We start from the raw sequence: 16,049 nt of genomic DNA, 5'->3' as shown, positions 1-16,049 counted from the left end.
AATCCAGTTAATAATAACATATGAACACATGCTCATATGTTATTATTAACTGGAGCTTTTGAATGTAACTACGCAGGGCTACGAATACTATCTAGCTGAAGGTAATAGGAGGTTAAGCATGATGAACAAGAAGAAAAGACACAATCATCAGGTCGAGAATGCACACAGGCAACAGGCCAATCACGATCACAGTAACCACGACCACGCTCATGAAGGACACAGTCACTCTCATGAAGGACACAATCACTCGCATGGCGCTCACGGGCATCATCATTTTGATCCAAGTGGAAATAAAAAAGGGCTTATGATTGCGTTAATCATTACGGTTGGAATTATGTTTTTGGAGTTTTTTGGAGGGTTAATTACCAACAGCTTAGCCCTGTTATCGGACAGTGGGCATATGCTAAACGATGCAAGCTCTCTAGCATTAAGCCTAGTAGCGGTCTGGTTCGCAACCAAACCTGCTTCTCCGAACAAAACGTACGGATTTCATCGATTTGAAATTTTAGCGGCACTTTTAAACGGAGTTACTTTATTTGTAGTTGCTGGATTTATCATTGTAGAAGCTTATGGGCGATTTTTTGATCCGCCGACGGTTGCCAGTGGTTCTATGATGCTGATCGCAAGTATTGGTCTTTTAGCCAATGTAGCTAGTGCATGGTCGCTTATGAGAAAAGGGGATGTGAAAAATAATATTAATCTCCGTAGTGCTTATCTCCATGTGCTTGGTGATGCTTTAGGTTCGGTAGGGGCGATTATTGCCGGTTTAATTATGATGATTTTTGGCTGGTATGTTGCAGATCCTATCATAAGCGTTCTGGTTGCTCTATTGATTCTTAGAGGGGCATGGGGAATTATCAAACATACCGTTCATGTCCTTATGGAAGGCACACCGATTACAATTAATCCAGCTGAAGTAAAGGAAATCCTCGAAAGCATTGAGGGGGTTAGAAATATTCATGACCTGCATATCTGGACCATAACTTCGGGCTTAGATTCACTCAGCTGTCATATCTTAATTGAAGAGGAAGCAGATGACCAACGCATTTTGCAGCAAGCGATTCGGTTAATTGCCGATCATTTCAAAATTCAACATACAACCATTCAGGTTGAAACTTCCGCTATAGTTCATGAAGAATTGAAAATCTAATCAATGATTTATTTTTTGAATAGAATAGGGGGGCTATAGTATAATAAAAATACGAGGAAAGGGGTGATCGGTGCATGGATAATCTGACTCACGAGCATGAATCATGCAGTACGGATGAGCGGAAAAGTCATCACTCAGATAAAACTAAAAAGAATTTGATTAGCCGGCTCAATAGAATTGAAGGTCAAGTTAGAGGGCTAAAAGGGTTAATTGAAAAAGACACCTATTGTGATGATGTGCTGCATCAAATCTCCTCGGTCCAATCTGCATTGAACGGCGTGGGCAAGCTTTTGCTGGAGCATCATATGAAAAGTTGTGTAGTGGAACGTATCCAGGATGGTGAGAACGAGGTACTGGATGAGCTATTAGTTACCATCAATAAATTAATTAGATAATTGATCAATCGGAAGGATTCCTTGGAATCCTTTTTTATTTGCTCAAATTGGGTATATATAGAGTAGGGGACTATCCTAATTTATGATTTCGAGAGGAGTATGTGTTATGGCACATCAAAACTACAAAGTGTGTATTGAAGAGTGTTTGAAATGTATGGTAGCTTGTAATCACTGTTACTCAGCTTGTTTGGATGAGGATCATGTGGGGATGATGAAGGAGTGCATTCGCCTGGATCGTGAATGTGCTGATATATGCGAGTTCGCAGCTCATGCGATGTCGATGAACAGTAAATATGCAAAAGAAATTTGTCTGGCTTGTGCAGAAGCTTGTGAAGCCTGCGGCAACGAATGCCAAAAGCATGATCATGAACATTGCCAGCAATGTGCAGAAGCTTGTTTTGCTTGTGCAAGAGTTTGCCGTGAAATGGCGGCATAAATTAAAGCTTGAAACTGAAAGGGCTGCCGCGGCAGTCCTTTATTCATGAATAGGAAGCCAAATCTAAGGGCAACTAGTGAGGTTTTGTAAAATTATTAAGCAATATAGGTAAATATAGTGTTAAAATTTATTGAAATAATACCTTTATAATCAAGAGATATAGATGCCATAGGGGATGGCTGAGAAAAATAAACAGAATGAGGGGGATGTTAACAACGTTATGATCAATCTTAGTCCAGAACGACTCCAGCAAGTTAGCTACATAGGGATTACTGAAGCTGATTTAGAATTATTAAAAAGCAAGGAGAAAGAATTCAAATTAATCGTTAGCTCATTGGTTGAGGAACTGTATAAACAGATGACGATGGAGCCAGAATTGCTCCACATCATTGAGCAGCACAGTACACTGGATCGATTAAAAGAAACACAGCAGTGGTATTTTTTATCCATGGCCTCTGGTGTGATCGATGAAGCATTTATTGAAAGACGTTTGCTTATCGGGAAAATCCATTCTCGTATTGGATTAACAACGAATTGGTATTTGGGGACGTACATATTATATCTGGATCTGGCTACTGCTTATTTTGAACGGATATTACCAAACGAGTGGAAGCCTGTTATTCATGCCTTAACCAAGATGTTTAATCTCGATTCACAGCTCGTTCTTGAAGCCTATGAAGTGGATGAAAAAGCAAAAATTGAAAACTTGCTGGAGAAGCAAAATCACCTGCTTACAGGAGTGAGTTCAGCCGTTCAGGAGCTGGTATCTTTGATGGTTCAATTAAAGGATAGCAGTGAATCGATAGAAAGTTTAGCTAGTAAAAATGCTGATTATCAAGAGAAAACGCATCAAACGGTATTATATTTAGACAAAGAGGTGGAGTCTATTCATCAAGTGGGTACGATGATTAGAGAAGTGGCTGATCATACGCATCTTTTAGGCTTAAATGCGGCTATCGAAGCCGCCAGAGCTGGGGAGTTTGGAAGAGGGTTTGAAGTTGTGGCTAATGAAGTTCGTAAGCTAGCCCGCCGCTCAAAGGATTCATTGGTAACCATTGACCAGAAACTAGACAATATCAATGCCACCCTTTCCAAGGTGAAAAAAGAATCGGAACATAACTCAATGTATTCCAAGGATCAAGTCAAAAGCTCTCAAGAGCTGGCTTCCTTCGTGAACTTAATTGAAAAAGTGACTGCTGAGTTAGAGAGCTTGAAATGAAGCTGCCACGGATTGAAACACTCCTTCAGAAAATTCTGAGGAGTGTTTTTTTGTTTGAAATATAAGAAGTTATTAGCGGTCTAGCTTAGACATCAGTTTTGGAGACACCGTTTAAGCTGGGCACATAATCAGCAGCCTTATCGATGTTCACCATCTGAGCGGCTTCATTGAAATTGTTGTTATTCTCCGCATTGTTTTTCTTACTTGGTTGATGTTTACCTGGAGCTTCTTTGGGATTGGCACTATTTTTGGGCATGACATTCACCTCCATATTCTTCACCTAGTATGAGAAGGTAGTTTGAATTTTATGCCAGCAGTTGACAAGTGTATCATTAAAAGATATAGTTCATTTAATGATATATCTTTTGATGATACATATGAGGAGGTGATTAAGTGTCAAGAACGGACTCATTGGAAATGGGAGAGCTCACAGACACTGCATTTTATATTCTCTTATCTTTAGTCGAAGCCAAACACGGATATCTAATTATGAAATCGATCGAAACGATGACGAACAATCAATTTTCAATTGGGCCTGCTTCCATGTATACAACCATTAAGAAGCTGTTAGCGGCTGAATTTATTGAGCTGTATAAAGAAGAAGAGGATGACAAACGAAAAACGTATATTGCAACAGAAAAAGGGATTGGATTGCTAAGAAAAGAAGTAGAGCGCCGAAAAGAAATGATTAGACATGCAGAACAAATTCTCAAATAAAAGGTGGGGAATAGGCATGAAGAATACAAAATATGTGACCAGCGGGGGCTTAGCTTTTACTGAAAAAGGTGATATGCAGAAATTGAGTAAGTATGCCAAAAGGGGCTGGCTCCTGGAAAGCTTTGCACCATTTGGTTATAAGTTAAGAAAGGGAGATCCCCAGACTTTTGAGTACAGTGTAGATTATCACACGAATGTGGATGAGGAGTATTATTTGATTTTTGAAGATGCCGGATGGACCTATGTCTGTTCTGCCGGAAATGGGTTTCATATCTTTCGGGCAGCTGCAGGTACGGCGCCTATCTACTCAGACACTGGGACCCTCATTGACAAATATGAACGTGAAAAGAAAACGATGAGCAAAGCAGCCTTGCCATTGCTTATAGCTTTGATTGTTTTTATCTTCCTAGCGATCTTGGGCGTTAATGGATGGTTACCTGAGATGGTGAGGAATATCAGCCTAGTGTTAGTAGTGGTCACACTTTGTATGTTGGTCTTTCCGGGTCTTCCATACATTGCGTATCGACTTAAATTAAATAAATTACGAGAATAGCGAATGAATTTTTATCTAAAGGATGTTTGCACAGCCATGAATGAAGTTGGTTGTGGGATCATCCTTTTTTAGTTGAGGAGTGAGAACAAATCTAAGTCTCAGATATATAGTACTAATGATCTATTAATGGGATTTATTATATATTAATTCCATATTATGTATTACAATGATGACGAATACGAATTAGCTTGCTGTTTTCTTTCAAATTACCACAATTGAAGAGGAGGCAATGAATGATGAAGAAGAATGCAAAGCTTAGGTTGAGTTGGAGAAGCCTTATTGTCGTATGTTTGATAATTAGTATTCTTCCTGCCGGTTCCGCGTTTGCAGCAGTGAACAAACCTTTTCCGCAACACACCACCTACACGAGTGGATCTATCAAGCCGAACAATGTAACCCAGACCAGTATGGATAATTCAGTGAAGACCAAATGGGATGCGTGGAAAACGGCCTATCTCAAACCAGCTGGCACTGGCAAATATTACGTTAAGTATAATTCAGATGGAGAAACGGTATCTGAAGCACATGGTTACGGGATGTTGTTCACAGTTTTGATGGCTGGTTATGACAGTAATGCTCAGACTTATTTTGACGGCTTATATAATTATTACAAGGCTCATCCAAGTACAATTAACCCTTATTTGATGTCCTGGAAGCAAAATAGCAGCTTTCAAAACATTGAAGGAGAGGATTCGGCTACAGATGGAGATATGGATATAGCTTTCTCATTGCTGCTTGCGGACAAGCAGTGGGGAAGTAGTGGTACGATCAATTATTTACAAGCTGCAAAAGATATCATCAATGCGATTATGGACAATGAGATTAACCAGACACAGTGGACGATCCGTCTAGGTGACTGGGCGAATAGTGGCTCGTATAATACAGCAACTAGACCTTCGGATTTCATGCTAAATCATTTAAAAGCATTCCAACAGGCTACAGGAGATACCCGCTGGACGAATGTTATCGATAAAACGTACACGATTATAAATAGCCTTTATACGGGTTATAGCTCTAGCACTGGACTCTTGCCTGATTTCGTAGTTTACTCTGGGGGTGTGTATAAACCTGCTGCGGCGAATTTCCTTGAAGATGCCAATGACGGGAATTACAATTACAATTCTTGTCGTACCCCATGGCGGATCGCAACAGATTATTTGATTACTGGAGACAGCAGGGCGCTTACGCAGCTTAATAAGATGAATAGCTGGATTAAGACTAAAGTAAGCAGTACACCTGGTAGTATAAAAGATGGGTACAAGCTAAACGGAACCGTATTTGGAAGTTACAACAGCGGTGCCTTCTATGCTCCATTTGGGGTCAGTGCGATGACCTCATCAACTTACCAAAGCTGGTTGAATTCTCTCTGGAGCCACACAGCAAGCAGTGCTGCAGAAGATTACTATGAAGACAGCATCAAGCTGTTTTCGATGATCGTTATGTCTGGCAACTGGTGGACCTATTAAGAGAATATTTAGGTAGAAAAAGGCTGCCCCCAAAACGTTCATGCCCAAAACCATAAAAGCCAAACAGAACAGCGATTCTCCTAATATTGGAGAATCGCTGTTCTGCATTTTTGGTCAACTGCAGCTTGCTTCAGTAGATTATGGGCAAGTGAAAGCCACCCGATCTCTAACGTCACTTTTTTGTGCCGCAAAGCAGAAATCACTGGAATCCCCGAGATCCCCGCAATCTTCGTTTGTTCTTCGGTTATCCAAATACACTTTGCGGTTTCATCATTCGGCGTACGGCGGAGCATCCTTTATTTGATAACCAATTGAATCAAGGGGCGTACCTAGTGATGCTCCAAATGATGCAATAAGCGAAGCACTTATACAGCAATTAGGGAATTTCTCCCTGAAATTCAGAGATTTCTGTTCATAAGACATATAATTAGGGAAAACTTCCCTAAATTTTGGCCGATTCAGTAACTAATAAAGAAATCTCCCTGATTATTAGGGAGGAATTCCCTGATTTTGTCCTTTTAGAGCGAATATCGGCTATTTTCAGGGAGTATTTCCCTAATTAGTTTACACTTACGCTGCACATCGCACACCATTTCCCTATTTTTGGGACAACCTTTCTGAAGACTTTGCGGCATACAGATAAGCAGTACCGCAAAAGAATTGTGGTTTTAGCGAACGTTGTTTTCGGTGAAACGTCCTGCCAGTTTATATACAATTGGATTAAATAGGAAAATGTAGTTCCTTATATCTAAAAAAGGCAGGTGATAATATTGCTCTCAGACAAGAAACAATCTCTACTATTTATTATTATCGTATGGGCAATGGCGTTAGGGATGTTACTGCTTCCGGAATCGGCACAGGGTCTGTATGGGTTTACTCCTTTTTTCGCAGTATGTATCATGATGTTTCTGATTGTGAGAGATGGATACAGTGCTGAGGGATGGAGAAGGTTGGGCTTCAAATTTAGGGGAGGCAAAGAATACATATTGGCTTTAGTTATTCCCTTAGGTTCACTGGGAGCGGGTTATGCTGTCTATTGGATGGAATGGACTTCAAGCTTAATTCCTCCAGATTCATGGATCGAGATTGTTATATATTTGCTCGTTTACATTGTCCTTGGTTCGTTATCTGCTTTGGGGGAAGAGATCGGTTGGAGGGGCTGGCTGCTCCCGCGTTTTCAATGGATGGGAAGAGTAAGTTCTAGTGTAACAATGGGCTTAATCTGGGCTATATGGCATTATCCGGGGATTCTTGGGCCGCGTGCTTATCATTCCTCTGGAAGCCGCTGGCTCGTGGTGGTGCTCTTTACCTTATCTGTTATGTTTGCGGGCATCATTATAAATGAACTGCGTCTGTCCTCCGGTAGTATTTGGCCGGCAGTGCTTTTACACGGAACTAATAATGCTGTAGATAGTGTTTTGCACAATATTACTGTCAGTTCTTCACCTATGTTGGAGTATGTGGCCGGGGAGAGCGGTTGGGTTCCAATGATTTTATATGGGTGCGCAGCTATATGGATTCTGAATCGAAACCACAGAGTGAAACAGCAAAAAGCCAGAATAGAGCTATAATTCAATGCGGACATTTAGAAGGGAAGGAATATCATGCATAAAAGTATATAATTTCCTGTGTGATTCATATAAAATGGTAGGGGAATACCAACTAAGAATAGAGATATGTATAATTTTGTTCGTTCGGGGGATTTGAAATGACAGTAAAACTCCGCCAGTTATTCATATCAGGGTTACTTTGCATTTTTGCTTTTCTTATTATTCATTTTGTGGGGGTCATTCACTCTAATATCTTGCTTGGCGTTGGTCTGGAGCAGAATGAACGAGGGCAATATTATATTGCTGAGGCAGACGTTTTTAGCGAAGGGTATAAACAGAATTTAAGGGAAGGGGATATCTTATTACGGGTTAATGGGAAACCGATTGACAAAGTGGACGAAGCTGTTAGATATGGAAGCTTAACTCAGGTTCAATCCGTTGACCTTCTTCGTAACTCCAAGGGGGGTGCTCCACTTGCTTTGCATTATGATATTGAGAATAAATCCTCCATATATCATACGTTTACCCAGCTTGTAGTCCCTGGAGCGACATTTGTTTTTTTGGCAGTGTTAAGCCTTCTATTATACCGCAGGAGAAGCGGGGAGCGCTCAGCAGAGCTGCTGATTTCATTCTTTTTATTAGTCGGAATAACTTACTTTGCGGGATATGCTTCAAGTAGATCTGATCTTATAGGTAGAATCGCGATGGGTTGCGTGTTGCCTTTAATTCCACTGGTTTTTATTCACTTTCTCCAAGTATATCTGAAACGATTTGGTGTGTTAGTTTTATCTACTACTGTAATCAAAATATACTACGGCCTGGTTATTTTATTAAGCCTATTTTCCACCTCCAGTCTAATGGTTTACTCATGGGATAGATCCTTGTATTCCTTTATAAGGTTAATTATTATTGGGTTCTTTGTTTTCGGGATTTTTTACAGCATATTTAAGCTGCTACATTTATACATTACTTATCGAAGCACAGCGCTTAAATCGATGTTTAAAATTATGCTTACCGGACAAATCCTTGCGTTTACACCTTTTGTTCTCTTCTCAGCTGCACCCATTGCTGTTGGGGTCAACTTGATTCCTTACGAAATTACTACGATCTTTTTGTTTTTGATGCCAGTTACTTATTTTTATCTGCTGACGGCTAGGCAACTATTTGATATTGATTTCGCTTTTAATCGGTTTAAATATTATTTATTAATTGCTTTTTTTCCGGCGCTAATGATTGTAGCCGTACTTGCGATCATTCAGAGCAGGCAAGAGTATGATTGGATCAAATGGATTCAGATGTTTTTGGTTGTATATTTATCTATTACAATTTTTTTATTCTTTAAGGAGAAAATAGATTATTATTTCCGGCCTAAACTGTTCCGTGAGCTTTATCATTATCAAGGTAGTCTGGAGCGATTCTCGAAGCAAATCTCCAAGGTGATGAAGCGGTCTGATTTGGAGGCTGCAATTTACAAGGAAATCAATGAGATTTTACCGGTTAGTCGGTCTGCTTTTTTTGAGAGAGATGAGGATATGAGTAACCTCGAACAAATAGTCGACAATTCGGGCCAAGAGATCAACATAGAATTTGTATCGAAATCTCCAGTTTTTAAGGTAGGAGAAGTAGTTCAACTCAAACAGGGGATCTTACTCGTAATCGGACGTCACCAAAAAAAATTTCATCTCCTCTGGATTGATCATAAGAAGAACCATACAAAGCTTAATTCGGATGAGCTTAACTGGTTAAATACCCTCGCAAATTATGCGAGTATTGTCTATGAGAATTTATATCTTATTGAAGGCTTGATTGAAGACCTTGAAGCAGAGATGAAAAAAGAGCTGCATGCAGCACCATGGGTTCTACGCCTGATCTTTAACTTATCAGAGAAAGAACGCAGAAAGCTGGCGGCGGATTTACATGATTCTGCTCTTCAGGATCAGCTCATTTGGCTTCGCAGGCTGGAAACACTGATCTCCGATCATGATATTGACGCGGATATTTTGCCAGAGCTGCTTCAGATTAAAGAGGGACTTCTGGATGTGATATATCAGATTAGGGAGACCTGCAATGAACTGCGTCCGCCGCTGCTAAGAGAGACCGGAATTGTGAAGGCACTGGAACTATTGTTTGAGTATGCCCAGCTGCAGTCTAACTACATGATCACCTTTACATCCAGTCCGATTGGTGAGCTAAGTGATGATCTGGTGATTGCGTTGTATCGAATAGTACAGGAGCTCCTGCGGAATGCCGGGAAACATGCCAAGGCGAATCAGATTGAAATTGAGCTGGACCAGCAAGAGCATCTCTATTTCCGATATAAGGATGATGGGATTGGCATGAATATAGTTGATATCAGGGAATCTTTTCAGCATATGGGCCTGTCCGGCATCAAAGAACGTGTTGCGAGCTTAGAGGGGCAATGCACTTTTAACTCGGAGAAAGGGAAGGGACTGGAGGTTATTATTTATTTACCGACAATGGCTTTTGTAGAAGAAAAGCACAGAGGAGGCGATGACGATGATACGTATCTTGTTGGTTGATGATCATCCTTCAGTCGGAGAAGGAACCAAAACTATGATTGAGCAGGACGCGGATATGGAGGTTACTTTTGTTTTGTCAGCGATGGAAGCTTTGGATAGGCTGGAGCAACAAGAATTTGATGTGATCTTATGCGATCTCAACATGCCTACGATCAGCGGACTTGAATTCGCCAAAAGAGCCGTTCAACGTGATCCTGAATCTAAAGTGGTGATTTATACCGGATATGAGATCAGTGCTCATTATAATCTTTTGATGGAGTCAGGGGTCACAGGATTTATCTCTAAGACAGCTTCCCGAGAACAGTTGTTAAATACCATTCGTTGTGCACTGAGGAATGAGGCGGTCATTCCGGTGTCTTTACTTAAACAGCTACGAAGAAATGATATCAAGATTTCTAATCACCGGGATAATCGGCTGCTTGAAGAAGTGTCCATTAATCAAAGAGAACAGGAAATACTCCAAGAAGTAGCTAGTGGAAAAAGCAATAAAGACATAGCCAGCAAGCTTTTAATGTCACAAAGGACTGTGGAGTATAACCTGACGAGAATCTTTGAGAAGCTTAGTGTACATTCCAGATCCGAGGCTATTGTTGAGGGTAAACGACTAGGTCTTGTTAGGATGGAGACTTTCTAAGTTGAACAATCATAAGAGTGATGGAGACAGCGAGGGTTCCCAGTAGAAGAAATATGTCTCCTTCAAATTGGCCACCTAAGATCATCATTGCAATAAATTGAATAACGGCGACGATCAATCCGATCTGAAAAAATCGGTATTTTCCTTGCTTGATCGCAACATACATCTGAATGATCCCTACATTTAATAGAACATAAATAACAACGGCAATCGCTATCCACAGCCATTTAGCTTCCTCTGTTCCAGCAAATGTGGACCACATCGCTAGTGGAAGGGCATAACAATTAATCCCTATTAGAGCAATGGCCCATACAACCCAATACATAGTTTTGTTAGTTTTATTCATGGTGTTAAGCACCTCACTTTGACATCTTGATCGTCATTACCTGTAATTCATAATTCTGAACCATTCTGGTATTTAGATGTATTATTCTGAAAAAATCAAGGAGGAACATCCATATGATTGACATGAACCAACTATTTTTGATTACAGATATCCCAGGTTACTCGCCGCAAATCAGCCGACTTTTATCCATGATGAACTATGCAAGATATACAACATTAGAAGCCGTTAAGGGTCTAACTGTGGAACAACTGGATTATTTATTGGATGCTCAGAGTAACTCTATTGGAGCGTTATTATTGCACTACGCTGCTGTAGAATATGCATATCAAGTGGCAACGTTTGAGCAAAGAGATTTGTCTGAAGAAGAGCTAACAAGATGGGGACCAGCATTAAATTTAGGCGACGAAGGACGAGCCAATATTAAGGGGAATGACCTAAGCTATTATTTAGATCGCCTAAATGAAGTTAGACAAAAGACTTATGAATTATTCGCAACCGTCGATGATAATTGGTTATATACTGAAGAGGAATTCTGGCATAACAAACCTGCGAACTACTATTTTATGTGGTTTCACGTTTTTGAGGATGAAATCAATCATAGAGGCCAGATTAGGCTGATCCGAAAAAGAGCACTAGCTTAAGAAAGGAGGCGCGCGAATGGAGTACATAGAGAAAAATATAAAGCCTTTATTTAAGAAATATCCGCTGCTCTCGAAATTTGTATTAACAGTGGTGATTATAGACATCGTTTATTACGCCGGCAAACAAGTTGGAGGATTAGCTTATTACCTCATGCACTAATTTCTTTTGAAAATAAGCCGAATAGAAAAGGCGAGTTCCACTCATTTTGAGTGTGAATTCGCCTTTTTATATTGCCTAACCTAAATATCTGCTGTAGCTCTGACTCTTCCATGTGGCTATCCAGTTCATTATCAGTTCACACAAATTTGTTAGGATATGAAACATCAAAAGAGATATAGAGCATGACCAGGAGAGGAAGAGAAACAAATGAAAATATTAGAAGTTAAACATGTAAAGAAATCATATACTTTGTACGGTAAAGAAAAGGTGCCAGTACTCCATGATGTGAATCTAAGCTTTGATACAGGTGAATTCGTCTCTATTCTAGGTGAGTCTGGCTGCGGAAAGTCCACACTGATGAACATCATTGGGGGAATGGACTCCGATTATGAAGGCGAGGTCCTTGTTCGCGGAAAGAATTTAAGTACGATGACCGAAAAGGAAATGGATGATTATCGCAAGAACAATATTGGCTTCGTTTTTCAAAATTTCAATCTGATCCCGCATCTGTCAGTTTTGGAGAATGTTACAGTGGCGATGCAGATGACGGATACCAGTGAGAAGGATCGTAATAAACGTGCTATAGATATTTTGACTGAGGTAGGCTTGAAAGAGCACCTGAAAAAACGTCCCAATCAGCTGTCCGGTGGACAGAAGCAAAGAGTGTCCATTGCCCGCGCGCTAGCGAATAATCCTGATATTATTTTGGCAGATGAACCTACAGGGGCCTTGGACAAGGATACCGGCGATCAAATTTTAGCCTTATTGGACAGCATAGCCAAAAGAGGGATATTGGTCATTACCGTGACCCACTCACAGAAAGTAGCCGACTCTGGTACCCGTATCGTAAAGGTTGAAGAAGGACGGATTAAAGATGATATTCAGTTAAAGGACCGCTCCTTGATTAGTTACGATGGAGGAGAGGGGTCATCCCGAAATCTCAGTTTATTTGCATCTTTTAAAATGGCTCTGCAGAATATGAAGCTCAACGCCAAACGTAATGTATTGGTAGCTTTGGGTGGGTCTATTGGTATTTTAAGCGTACTGTTGATGCTTTCCTTAGGGAATGGAATTACGAACTATATGAATGACGAAATTAATTCAAGTATGGATCCTTTACTCGTGGATATAACTAAACCCAGTGAAGAAGCTAAAGGCATGCAAGGTCCAGAGGCAATGATGTTGCCGGGCGAAACGTTTACGGCTGCCGATATTGATACCATTCGAAATATTCCAAATGTTGATTATGTAGAAACCATCACTTCCATTTCGGGCAAATCTACTATGGTTTATGCAGATCAGACGGTTAGTCTTACACAATTAACTACCTTAACGGATGCTTTTGATAAAGAGACGATTACCGCAGGGGCTTTTCCAGAGGACAAAGAGATATTATTACCCGTGAAAACGGCAAGTAAATTAAGCGGAAACGACAGTCCAGAGTCTTTGGTAGGGAAGTCGATTCATCTATATATTAATGAAATGGATGCTAAGCATAAACCGGTCACATTGGAACAAGAAGTGACTATCTCTGGTATTTATGAAAGCACTGATCCAAGAGCGCAAATGCAACCCACGGGTTATCTTCCAGCGCAGACTTTGGAGCAAATGTATGCTGACAAGGGGATTACAATAGGTCCAATTCAAGTTAATGCTTTTGCAACCGATATGAAATATGTGAATGATATTAATGCAGCCGCTGTTGATGCTGGGTTCTCAGGTTCTCAATCGGCAAAAATCATGGAGCGAATCACAACTTATGTGAATATGGCTACTATAATTCTCTCTGGTATTGCCGGGATTTCACTTCTCGTATCAGGGATCATGATATTGGTTGTGCTATATATCAGTGTAGTGGAACGGACTAAGGAAATCGGGATTCTTCGGGCAATTGGCGCAAGGAAAAAAGATATTAAGCGTATATTCTTTTCTGAATCAGCTTTATTAGGTGTATTCAGCGGTATCTTTGCGGTACTCTTTGCCATTGTCATTAGTTATGTGTTAAATATTTTCTTGGACAATGCTTTTGGAGTGAAACTTATTAATCTATCCGGTTATTATGTGTTATTTGGGATCGTTGTGAGTACCCTGATTAGTATTATCGCCGGTTTGATGCCATCCTCTAAGGCTGCCAAACTGGATCCAATGGAATCTCTACGATATGAATAAATAGGTTAGCGGAGAGGATAATTGAGAGATGAACACGATTCTAGTGGCGGATGATGATTCTCATATCCGTAGATTAATACGATTATATCTTGAAAAAAACCAATTTTCCGTAGTGGAAGCAGCAGACGGTCAAGAGGCATTAGACATTCTAGCGCATACAAAGATCGATTTGGCGATTGTAGATGTAATGATGCCGAATGTAGATGGTATTGAATTGACCGAAGATATCCGATCTTATATCGATATTCCAATTCTGATGGTTACAGCTAGAGGAGAATCTAAGGACAAAGTCAGAGGATTTAATGCCGGATCAGATGATTATTTAGTCAAACCGTTTGATCCCATAGAATTGGTCCTGCGGGTAAAATCACTATTAAAAAGATATCATTTAACCTCCTCGAGTGTGATTCAATTAGGCGCAGTGATGATTGATCTGGGGAATTTGACCGTTGTTGCGGCTCAGAGAACGGTGGAGTTGAAGAAAAAGGAATGTGAGTTGTTATTTGCTCTGGCGGGTTCGCCAGGGCAAATATTCACGCGTTCTCAGCTCATAGAAAATATTTGGGGTGTCGATTATGAAGGCGACGAGCGTACGGTAGATGTGCATATCAAACGTCTGAGAGAAAGACTTGAATCGATTCCCGAGCTAATTATTTCTACGGTAAGAGGACTTGGATACCGTCTGGAGTTGGCCTAAATGTTGAAAAAAAGCCTGCGTCTGCGTATTGTCATTACGTTCATTGGGATTGTGATCGTCAGCTTAATGATCTCTTTTTTGCTAAATGTACGGTTTTCCGAAAATAATGTGACCCCAAACCATATCTTCATTAGAGTAGCTGGAGACGTAGCAAAAGTGCTTAACCTAATCGATGATCCGGAAAAAGCACAGGCATTTACTAAACTACTCAATAAATATGGTGTCGATATTGCGAAAGTGAGAGTGAATGAGTGGAGTGATGCTGATTTTACAGTGGATAAGGAGAAGGTTGCCGCTCTATTTAAGCCAGATTCCTCAGACGCGGTGATGCTTAGTGATAAGTCTGGTGTTGCTATTGTTGGCATTCCCATCGTAGATAAGGAGAAAGCTGCGCTCATCATTAAAATTGATTTTTCGTCGAGCTTGATCACATTCAGACGTAACGTATTTTTTACACTTCTAACGGTTTTAGTCATCGGAAGTTTACTGATTCTCTTGATGTCCGGTTTCATTGTGAAGCCTATCAAACGTCTGACGGAAGCTGCTAAGAAAATGGCATCAGGCGATTTATCTGTACGATTGACGCATAAAAATCAAGATGAGTTCGGGGAACTGATGGAAAGCTTTAATCATATGGCTAGTGAGCTGCAAAAGATAGATTCAGTTCGTGATGATTTTGTCAGCAATGTCTCTCATGAAATGCAGTCTCCACTTACGTCGATTAGAGGGTTTACTAGAGCGCTGCAAGATGGTGTCGTTCCAGTAGAAGAGCAAAAAGAGCATCTGGATATTATTTATCAGGAAACGCTGCGCTTATCCCGCCTAAGTGACAATCTGCTTAGATTAGCCTCGCTGGATTCAGAACATCATCCGGTTAATCTCACCACTTTTCAGCTGGATGAACAGTTAAGAAGAGCGATCGTTCTGGCGGAACCCCAATGGGCACAGAAAAACATTCAGATAGAATTAGATTTATTGCCCTGCGAAATTACGGTGGATAAAGATTTGTTTGATCAAGTCTGGCAAAACCTAATCAATAATGCTATAAAATATACAAGCCAAGAGGGTATCATTCATGTCGAAATCGAGCGTTCTATAGCGTTTGTGAAGGTTTCTATTAAAGATTCTGGTCAAGGCATACCAGAGGCAGCATTGCCCCGCATTTTTGATCGTTTTTATATGGTGGATAAAGCGCGGAGCAGCGTTCATAAAGGGAATGGACTTGGATTATCCATTGTATTAAAAATTCTAAAAATGCATGATTGTAAAATAGAAGTGGAGAGCAGGGTTGGGGTAGGAACCCAGTTTATCGTCTCGATCCCTATCTCTCAACCCTATGAATAGTTAATGAGCTGAAGCTTAAGGCAAACTTTGAG

18 protein-coding genes are annotated in these 16,049 nt (G+C 40.4%); 15 read left to right on the top strand and 3 right to left on the bottom strand.

Annotation, left to right across the window (positions count from 1 at the left end):
- Positions 1–118: 118 nt before the first annotated feature.
- From MKZ16_RS28730 to MKZ16_RS28715, 4 genes are all read left to right on the top strand, one after another.
- Positions 119–1,150: a cation diffusion facilitator family transporter gene (locus MKZ16_RS28730; protein WP_305953527.1), complete on the top strand. Its 1,032-nt coding sequence runs from the start codon at positions 119–121 to the stop codon at positions 1,148–1,150.
- Positions 1,151–1,224: 74 nt separating this feature from the next.
- Complete coding sequence (locus tag MKZ16_RS28725) at positions 1,225–1,545, top strand: metal-sensitive transcriptional regulator (RefSeq protein ID WP_036681383.1); 321 nt, start codon at positions 1,225–1,227, stop codon at positions 1,543–1,545.
- Positions 1,546–1,651: 106 nt separating this feature from the next.
- Positions 1,652–1,981, top strand: a complete 330-nt coding sequence (locus MKZ16_RS28720; protein ID WP_076099969.1) for a four-helix bundle copper-binding protein — start codon at positions 1,652–1,654, stop codon at positions 1,979–1,981.
- Positions 1,982–2,156: 175 nt separating this feature from the next.
- Positions 2,157–3,200 carry a globin-coupled sensor protein gene (locus MKZ16_RS28715; RefSeq protein ID WP_305953526.1) on the top strand — a complete coding sequence of 348 codons (1,044 nt, stop codon included), beginning with the start codon at positions 2,157–2,159 and terminating at the stop codon, positions 3,198–3,200.
- 85 nt (positions 3,201–3,285) lie between these two features.
- Here the strand turns inward: MKZ16_RS28715 and MKZ16_RS28710 are convergent, their stop codons facing one another.
- Complete coding sequence (locus MKZ16_RS28710) at positions 3,286–3,456, bottom strand: hypothetical protein (protein WP_155288200.1); 171 nt, start codon at positions 3,454–3,456, stop codon at positions 3,286–3,288.
- Between the two features lie 137 nt (positions 3,457–3,593).
- On the opposite strand from MKZ16_RS28710, the gene MKZ16_RS28705 reads away from it, so the two are divergent.
- The 3 genes from MKZ16_RS28705 to MKZ16_RS28695 all read left to right on the top strand — a co-directional run bounded on the left by MKZ16_RS28705 (position 3,594) and on the right by MKZ16_RS28695 (position 5,936).
- Positions 3,594–3,917: a PadR family transcriptional regulator gene (locus MKZ16_RS28705; RefSeq protein ID WP_036681391.1), complete on the top strand. Its 324-nt coding sequence runs from the start codon at positions 3,594–3,596 to the stop codon at positions 3,915–3,917.
- 16 nt (positions 3,918–3,933) lie between these two features.
- The gene (locus tag MKZ16_RS28700; protein ID WP_036681393.1) at positions 3,934–4,470 is read left to right on the top strand and encodes a DUF2812 domain-containing protein; all 537 of its coding nucleotides are present in this window, start codon (positions 3,934–3,936) and stop codon (positions 4,468–4,470) included.
- Between the two features lie 233 nt (positions 4,471–4,703).
- Positions 4,704–5,936, top strand: coding sequence for a glycosyl hydrolase family 8 (locus MKZ16_RS28695; protein ID WP_256715445.1), 1,233 nt, complete (start codon positions 4,704–4,706; stop codon positions 5,934–5,936).
- A gap of 80 nt (positions 5,937–6,016) precedes the next feature.
- Here MKZ16_RS28695 and MKZ16_RS28690 read toward each other — a convergent pair whose 3' ends face one another.
- Positions 6,017–6,229: a hypothetical protein gene (locus MKZ16_RS28690; protein WP_249267771.1), complete on the bottom strand. Its 213-nt coding sequence runs from the start codon at positions 6,227–6,229 to the stop codon at positions 6,017–6,019.
- A 477-nt stretch (positions 6,230–6,706) separates the two neighbouring features.
- Here MKZ16_RS28690 and MKZ16_RS28685 point away from each other — a divergent pair, with 477 nt between their 5' ends.
- The 3 genes from MKZ16_RS28685 to MKZ16_RS28675 all read left to right on the top strand — a co-directional run bounded on the left by MKZ16_RS28685 (position 6,707) and on the right by MKZ16_RS28675 (position 10,660).
- A complete protein-coding gene (locus MKZ16_RS28685) occupies positions 6,707–7,507 on the top strand; it encodes a CPBP family intramembrane glutamic endopeptidase (RefSeq protein ID WP_051491120.1) in 801 nt (266 codons plus the stop codon).
- Between the two features lie 137 nt (positions 7,508–7,644).
- Complete coding sequence (locus MKZ16_RS28680) at positions 7,645–10,026, top strand: ATP-binding protein (protein ID WP_076099967.1); 2,382 nt, start codon at positions 7,645–7,647, stop codon at positions 10,024–10,026.
- Entirely contained in the window at positions 10,004–10,660 is a 657-nt protein-coding gene (locus MKZ16_RS28675; RefSeq protein ID WP_038573390.1) for a response regulator transcription factor, read from the top strand. Before MKZ16_RS28680 ends, MKZ16_RS28675 begins: the two co-directional genes overlap by 23 nt.
- Here MKZ16_RS28675 and MKZ16_RS28670 read toward each other — a convergent pair.
- Positions 10,641–11,006 (bottom strand): hypothetical protein, encoded by a 366-nt coding sequence (locus MKZ16_RS28670; protein WP_076099965.1) that lies wholly within the window; start codon positions 11,004–11,006, stop codon positions 10,641–10,643. The two genes, MKZ16_RS28675 and MKZ16_RS28670, sit on opposite strands and share 20 nt — an antisense overlap.
- Before the next feature lie 122 nt (positions 11,007–11,128).
- Between MKZ16_RS28670 and MKZ16_RS28665 the strand changes: the two genes are divergently transcribed.
- From MKZ16_RS28665 to MKZ16_RS28645, 5 genes are all read left to right on the top strand, one after another.
- The gene (locus MKZ16_RS28665; protein WP_038574881.1) at positions 11,129–11,647 is read left to right on the top strand and encodes a DinB family protein; all 519 of its coding nucleotides are present in this window, start codon (positions 11,129–11,131) and stop codon (positions 11,645–11,647) included.
- Positions 11,648–11,663: 16 nt separating this feature from the next.
- The gene (locus MKZ16_RS28660) at positions 11,664–11,807 is read left to right on the top strand and encodes a hypothetical protein (RefSeq protein WP_162636847.1); all 144 of its coding nucleotides are present in this window, start codon (positions 11,664–11,666) and stop codon (positions 11,805–11,807) included.
- A 207-nt stretch (positions 11,808–12,014) separates the two neighbouring features.
- Positions 12,015–13,976: an ABC transporter ATP-binding protein/permease gene (locus MKZ16_RS28655; protein ID WP_076104174.1), complete on the top strand. Its 1,962-nt coding sequence runs from the start codon at positions 12,015–12,017 to the stop codon at positions 13,974–13,976.
- Positions 13,977–14,004: 28 nt separating this feature from the next.
- Positions 14,005–14,673 (top strand): response regulator transcription factor, encoded by a 669-nt coding sequence (locus MKZ16_RS28650; protein WP_038573388.1) that lies wholly within the window; start codon positions 14,005–14,007, stop codon positions 14,671–14,673.
- Positions 14,674–16,017 (top strand): HAMP domain-containing sensor histidine kinase, encoded by a 1,344-nt coding sequence (locus tag MKZ16_RS28645; RefSeq protein ID WP_081393342.1) that lies wholly within the window; start codon positions 14,674–14,676, stop codon positions 16,015–16,017.
- Positions 16,018–16,049: the final 32 nt, after the last annotated feature.

Origin of the sequence: Paenibacillus sp. FSL R5-0928 (assembly GCF_037970385.1) — a bacterium.
Classification (GTDB): Bacteria; Bacillota; Bacilli; order Paenibacillales; family Paenibacillaceae; genus Paenibacillus_AQ; species Paenibacillus_AQ odorifer.
Note: the sequence above shows the minus strand (reverse complement) of the source record. Positions and strands in the feature narration are given on the sequence as shown.

Bases quoted from the DNA above. Each gene is read 5' to 3' on its own strand.
- MKZ16_RS28660 (WP_162636847.1), top strand. From the start codon at position 11,664: ATGGAGTACATAGAGAAAAATATAAAGCCTTTATTTAAGAAATATCCG.
- MKZ16_RS28680 (WP_076099967.1), top strand. From the start codon at position 7,645: ATGACAGTAAAACTCCGCCAGTTATTCATATCAGGGTTACTTTGCATT.
- MKZ16_RS28700 (WP_036681393.1), top strand. From the start codon at position 3,934: ATGAAGAATACAAAATATGTGACCAGCGGGGGCTTAGCTTTTACTGAA.
- MKZ16_RS28710 (WP_155288200.1), bottom strand. From the start codon at position 3,456: ATGCCCAAAAATAGTGCCAATCCCAAAGAAGCTCCAGGTAAACATCAA.
- MKZ16_RS28645 (WP_081393342.1), top strand. From the start codon at position 14,674: ATGTTGAAAAAAAGCCTGCGTCTGCGTATTGTCATTACGTTCATTGGG.
- MKZ16_RS28665 (WP_038574881.1), top strand. From the start codon at position 11,129: ATGAACCAACTATTTTTGATTACAGATATCCCAGGTTACTCGCCGCAA.
- MKZ16_RS28670 (WP_076099965.1), bottom strand. From the start codon at position 11,006: ATGAATAAAACTAACAAAACTATGTATTGGGTTGTATGGGCCATTGCT.
- MKZ16_RS28730 (WP_305953527.1), top strand. From the start codon at position 119: ATGATGAACAAGAAGAAAAGACACAATCATCAGGTCGAGAATGCACAC.
- MKZ16_RS28725 (WP_036681383.1), top strand. From the start codon at position 1,225: ATGGATAATCTGACTCACGAGCATGAATCATGCAGTACGGATGAGCGG.
- MKZ16_RS28650 (WP_038573388.1), top strand. From the start codon at position 14,005: ATGAACACGATTCTAGTGGCGGATGATGATTCTCATATCCGTAGATTA.
- MKZ16_RS28690 (WP_249267771.1), bottom strand. From the start codon at position 6,229: ATGCTCCGCCGTACGCCGAATGATGAAACCGCAAAGTGTATTTGGATA.
- MKZ16_RS28720 (WP_076099969.1), top strand. From the start codon at position 1,652: ATGGCACATCAAAACTACAAAGTGTGTATTGAAGAGTGTTTGAAATGT.
- MKZ16_RS28695 (WP_256715445.1), top strand. From the start codon at position 4,704: ATGATGAAGAAGAATGCAAAGCTTAGGTTGAGTTGGAGAAGCCTTATT.
- MKZ16_RS28655 (WP_076104174.1), top strand. From the start codon at position 12,015: ATGAAAATATTAGAAGTTAAACATGTAAAGAAATCATATACTTTGTAC.
- MKZ16_RS28675 (WP_038573390.1), top strand. From the start codon at position 10,004: ATGATACGTATCTTGTTGGTTGATGATCATCCTTCAGTCGGAGAAGGA.
- MKZ16_RS28715 (WP_305953526.1), top strand. From the start codon at position 2,157: ATGGCTGAGAAAAATAAACAGAATGAGGGGGATGTTAACAACGTTATG.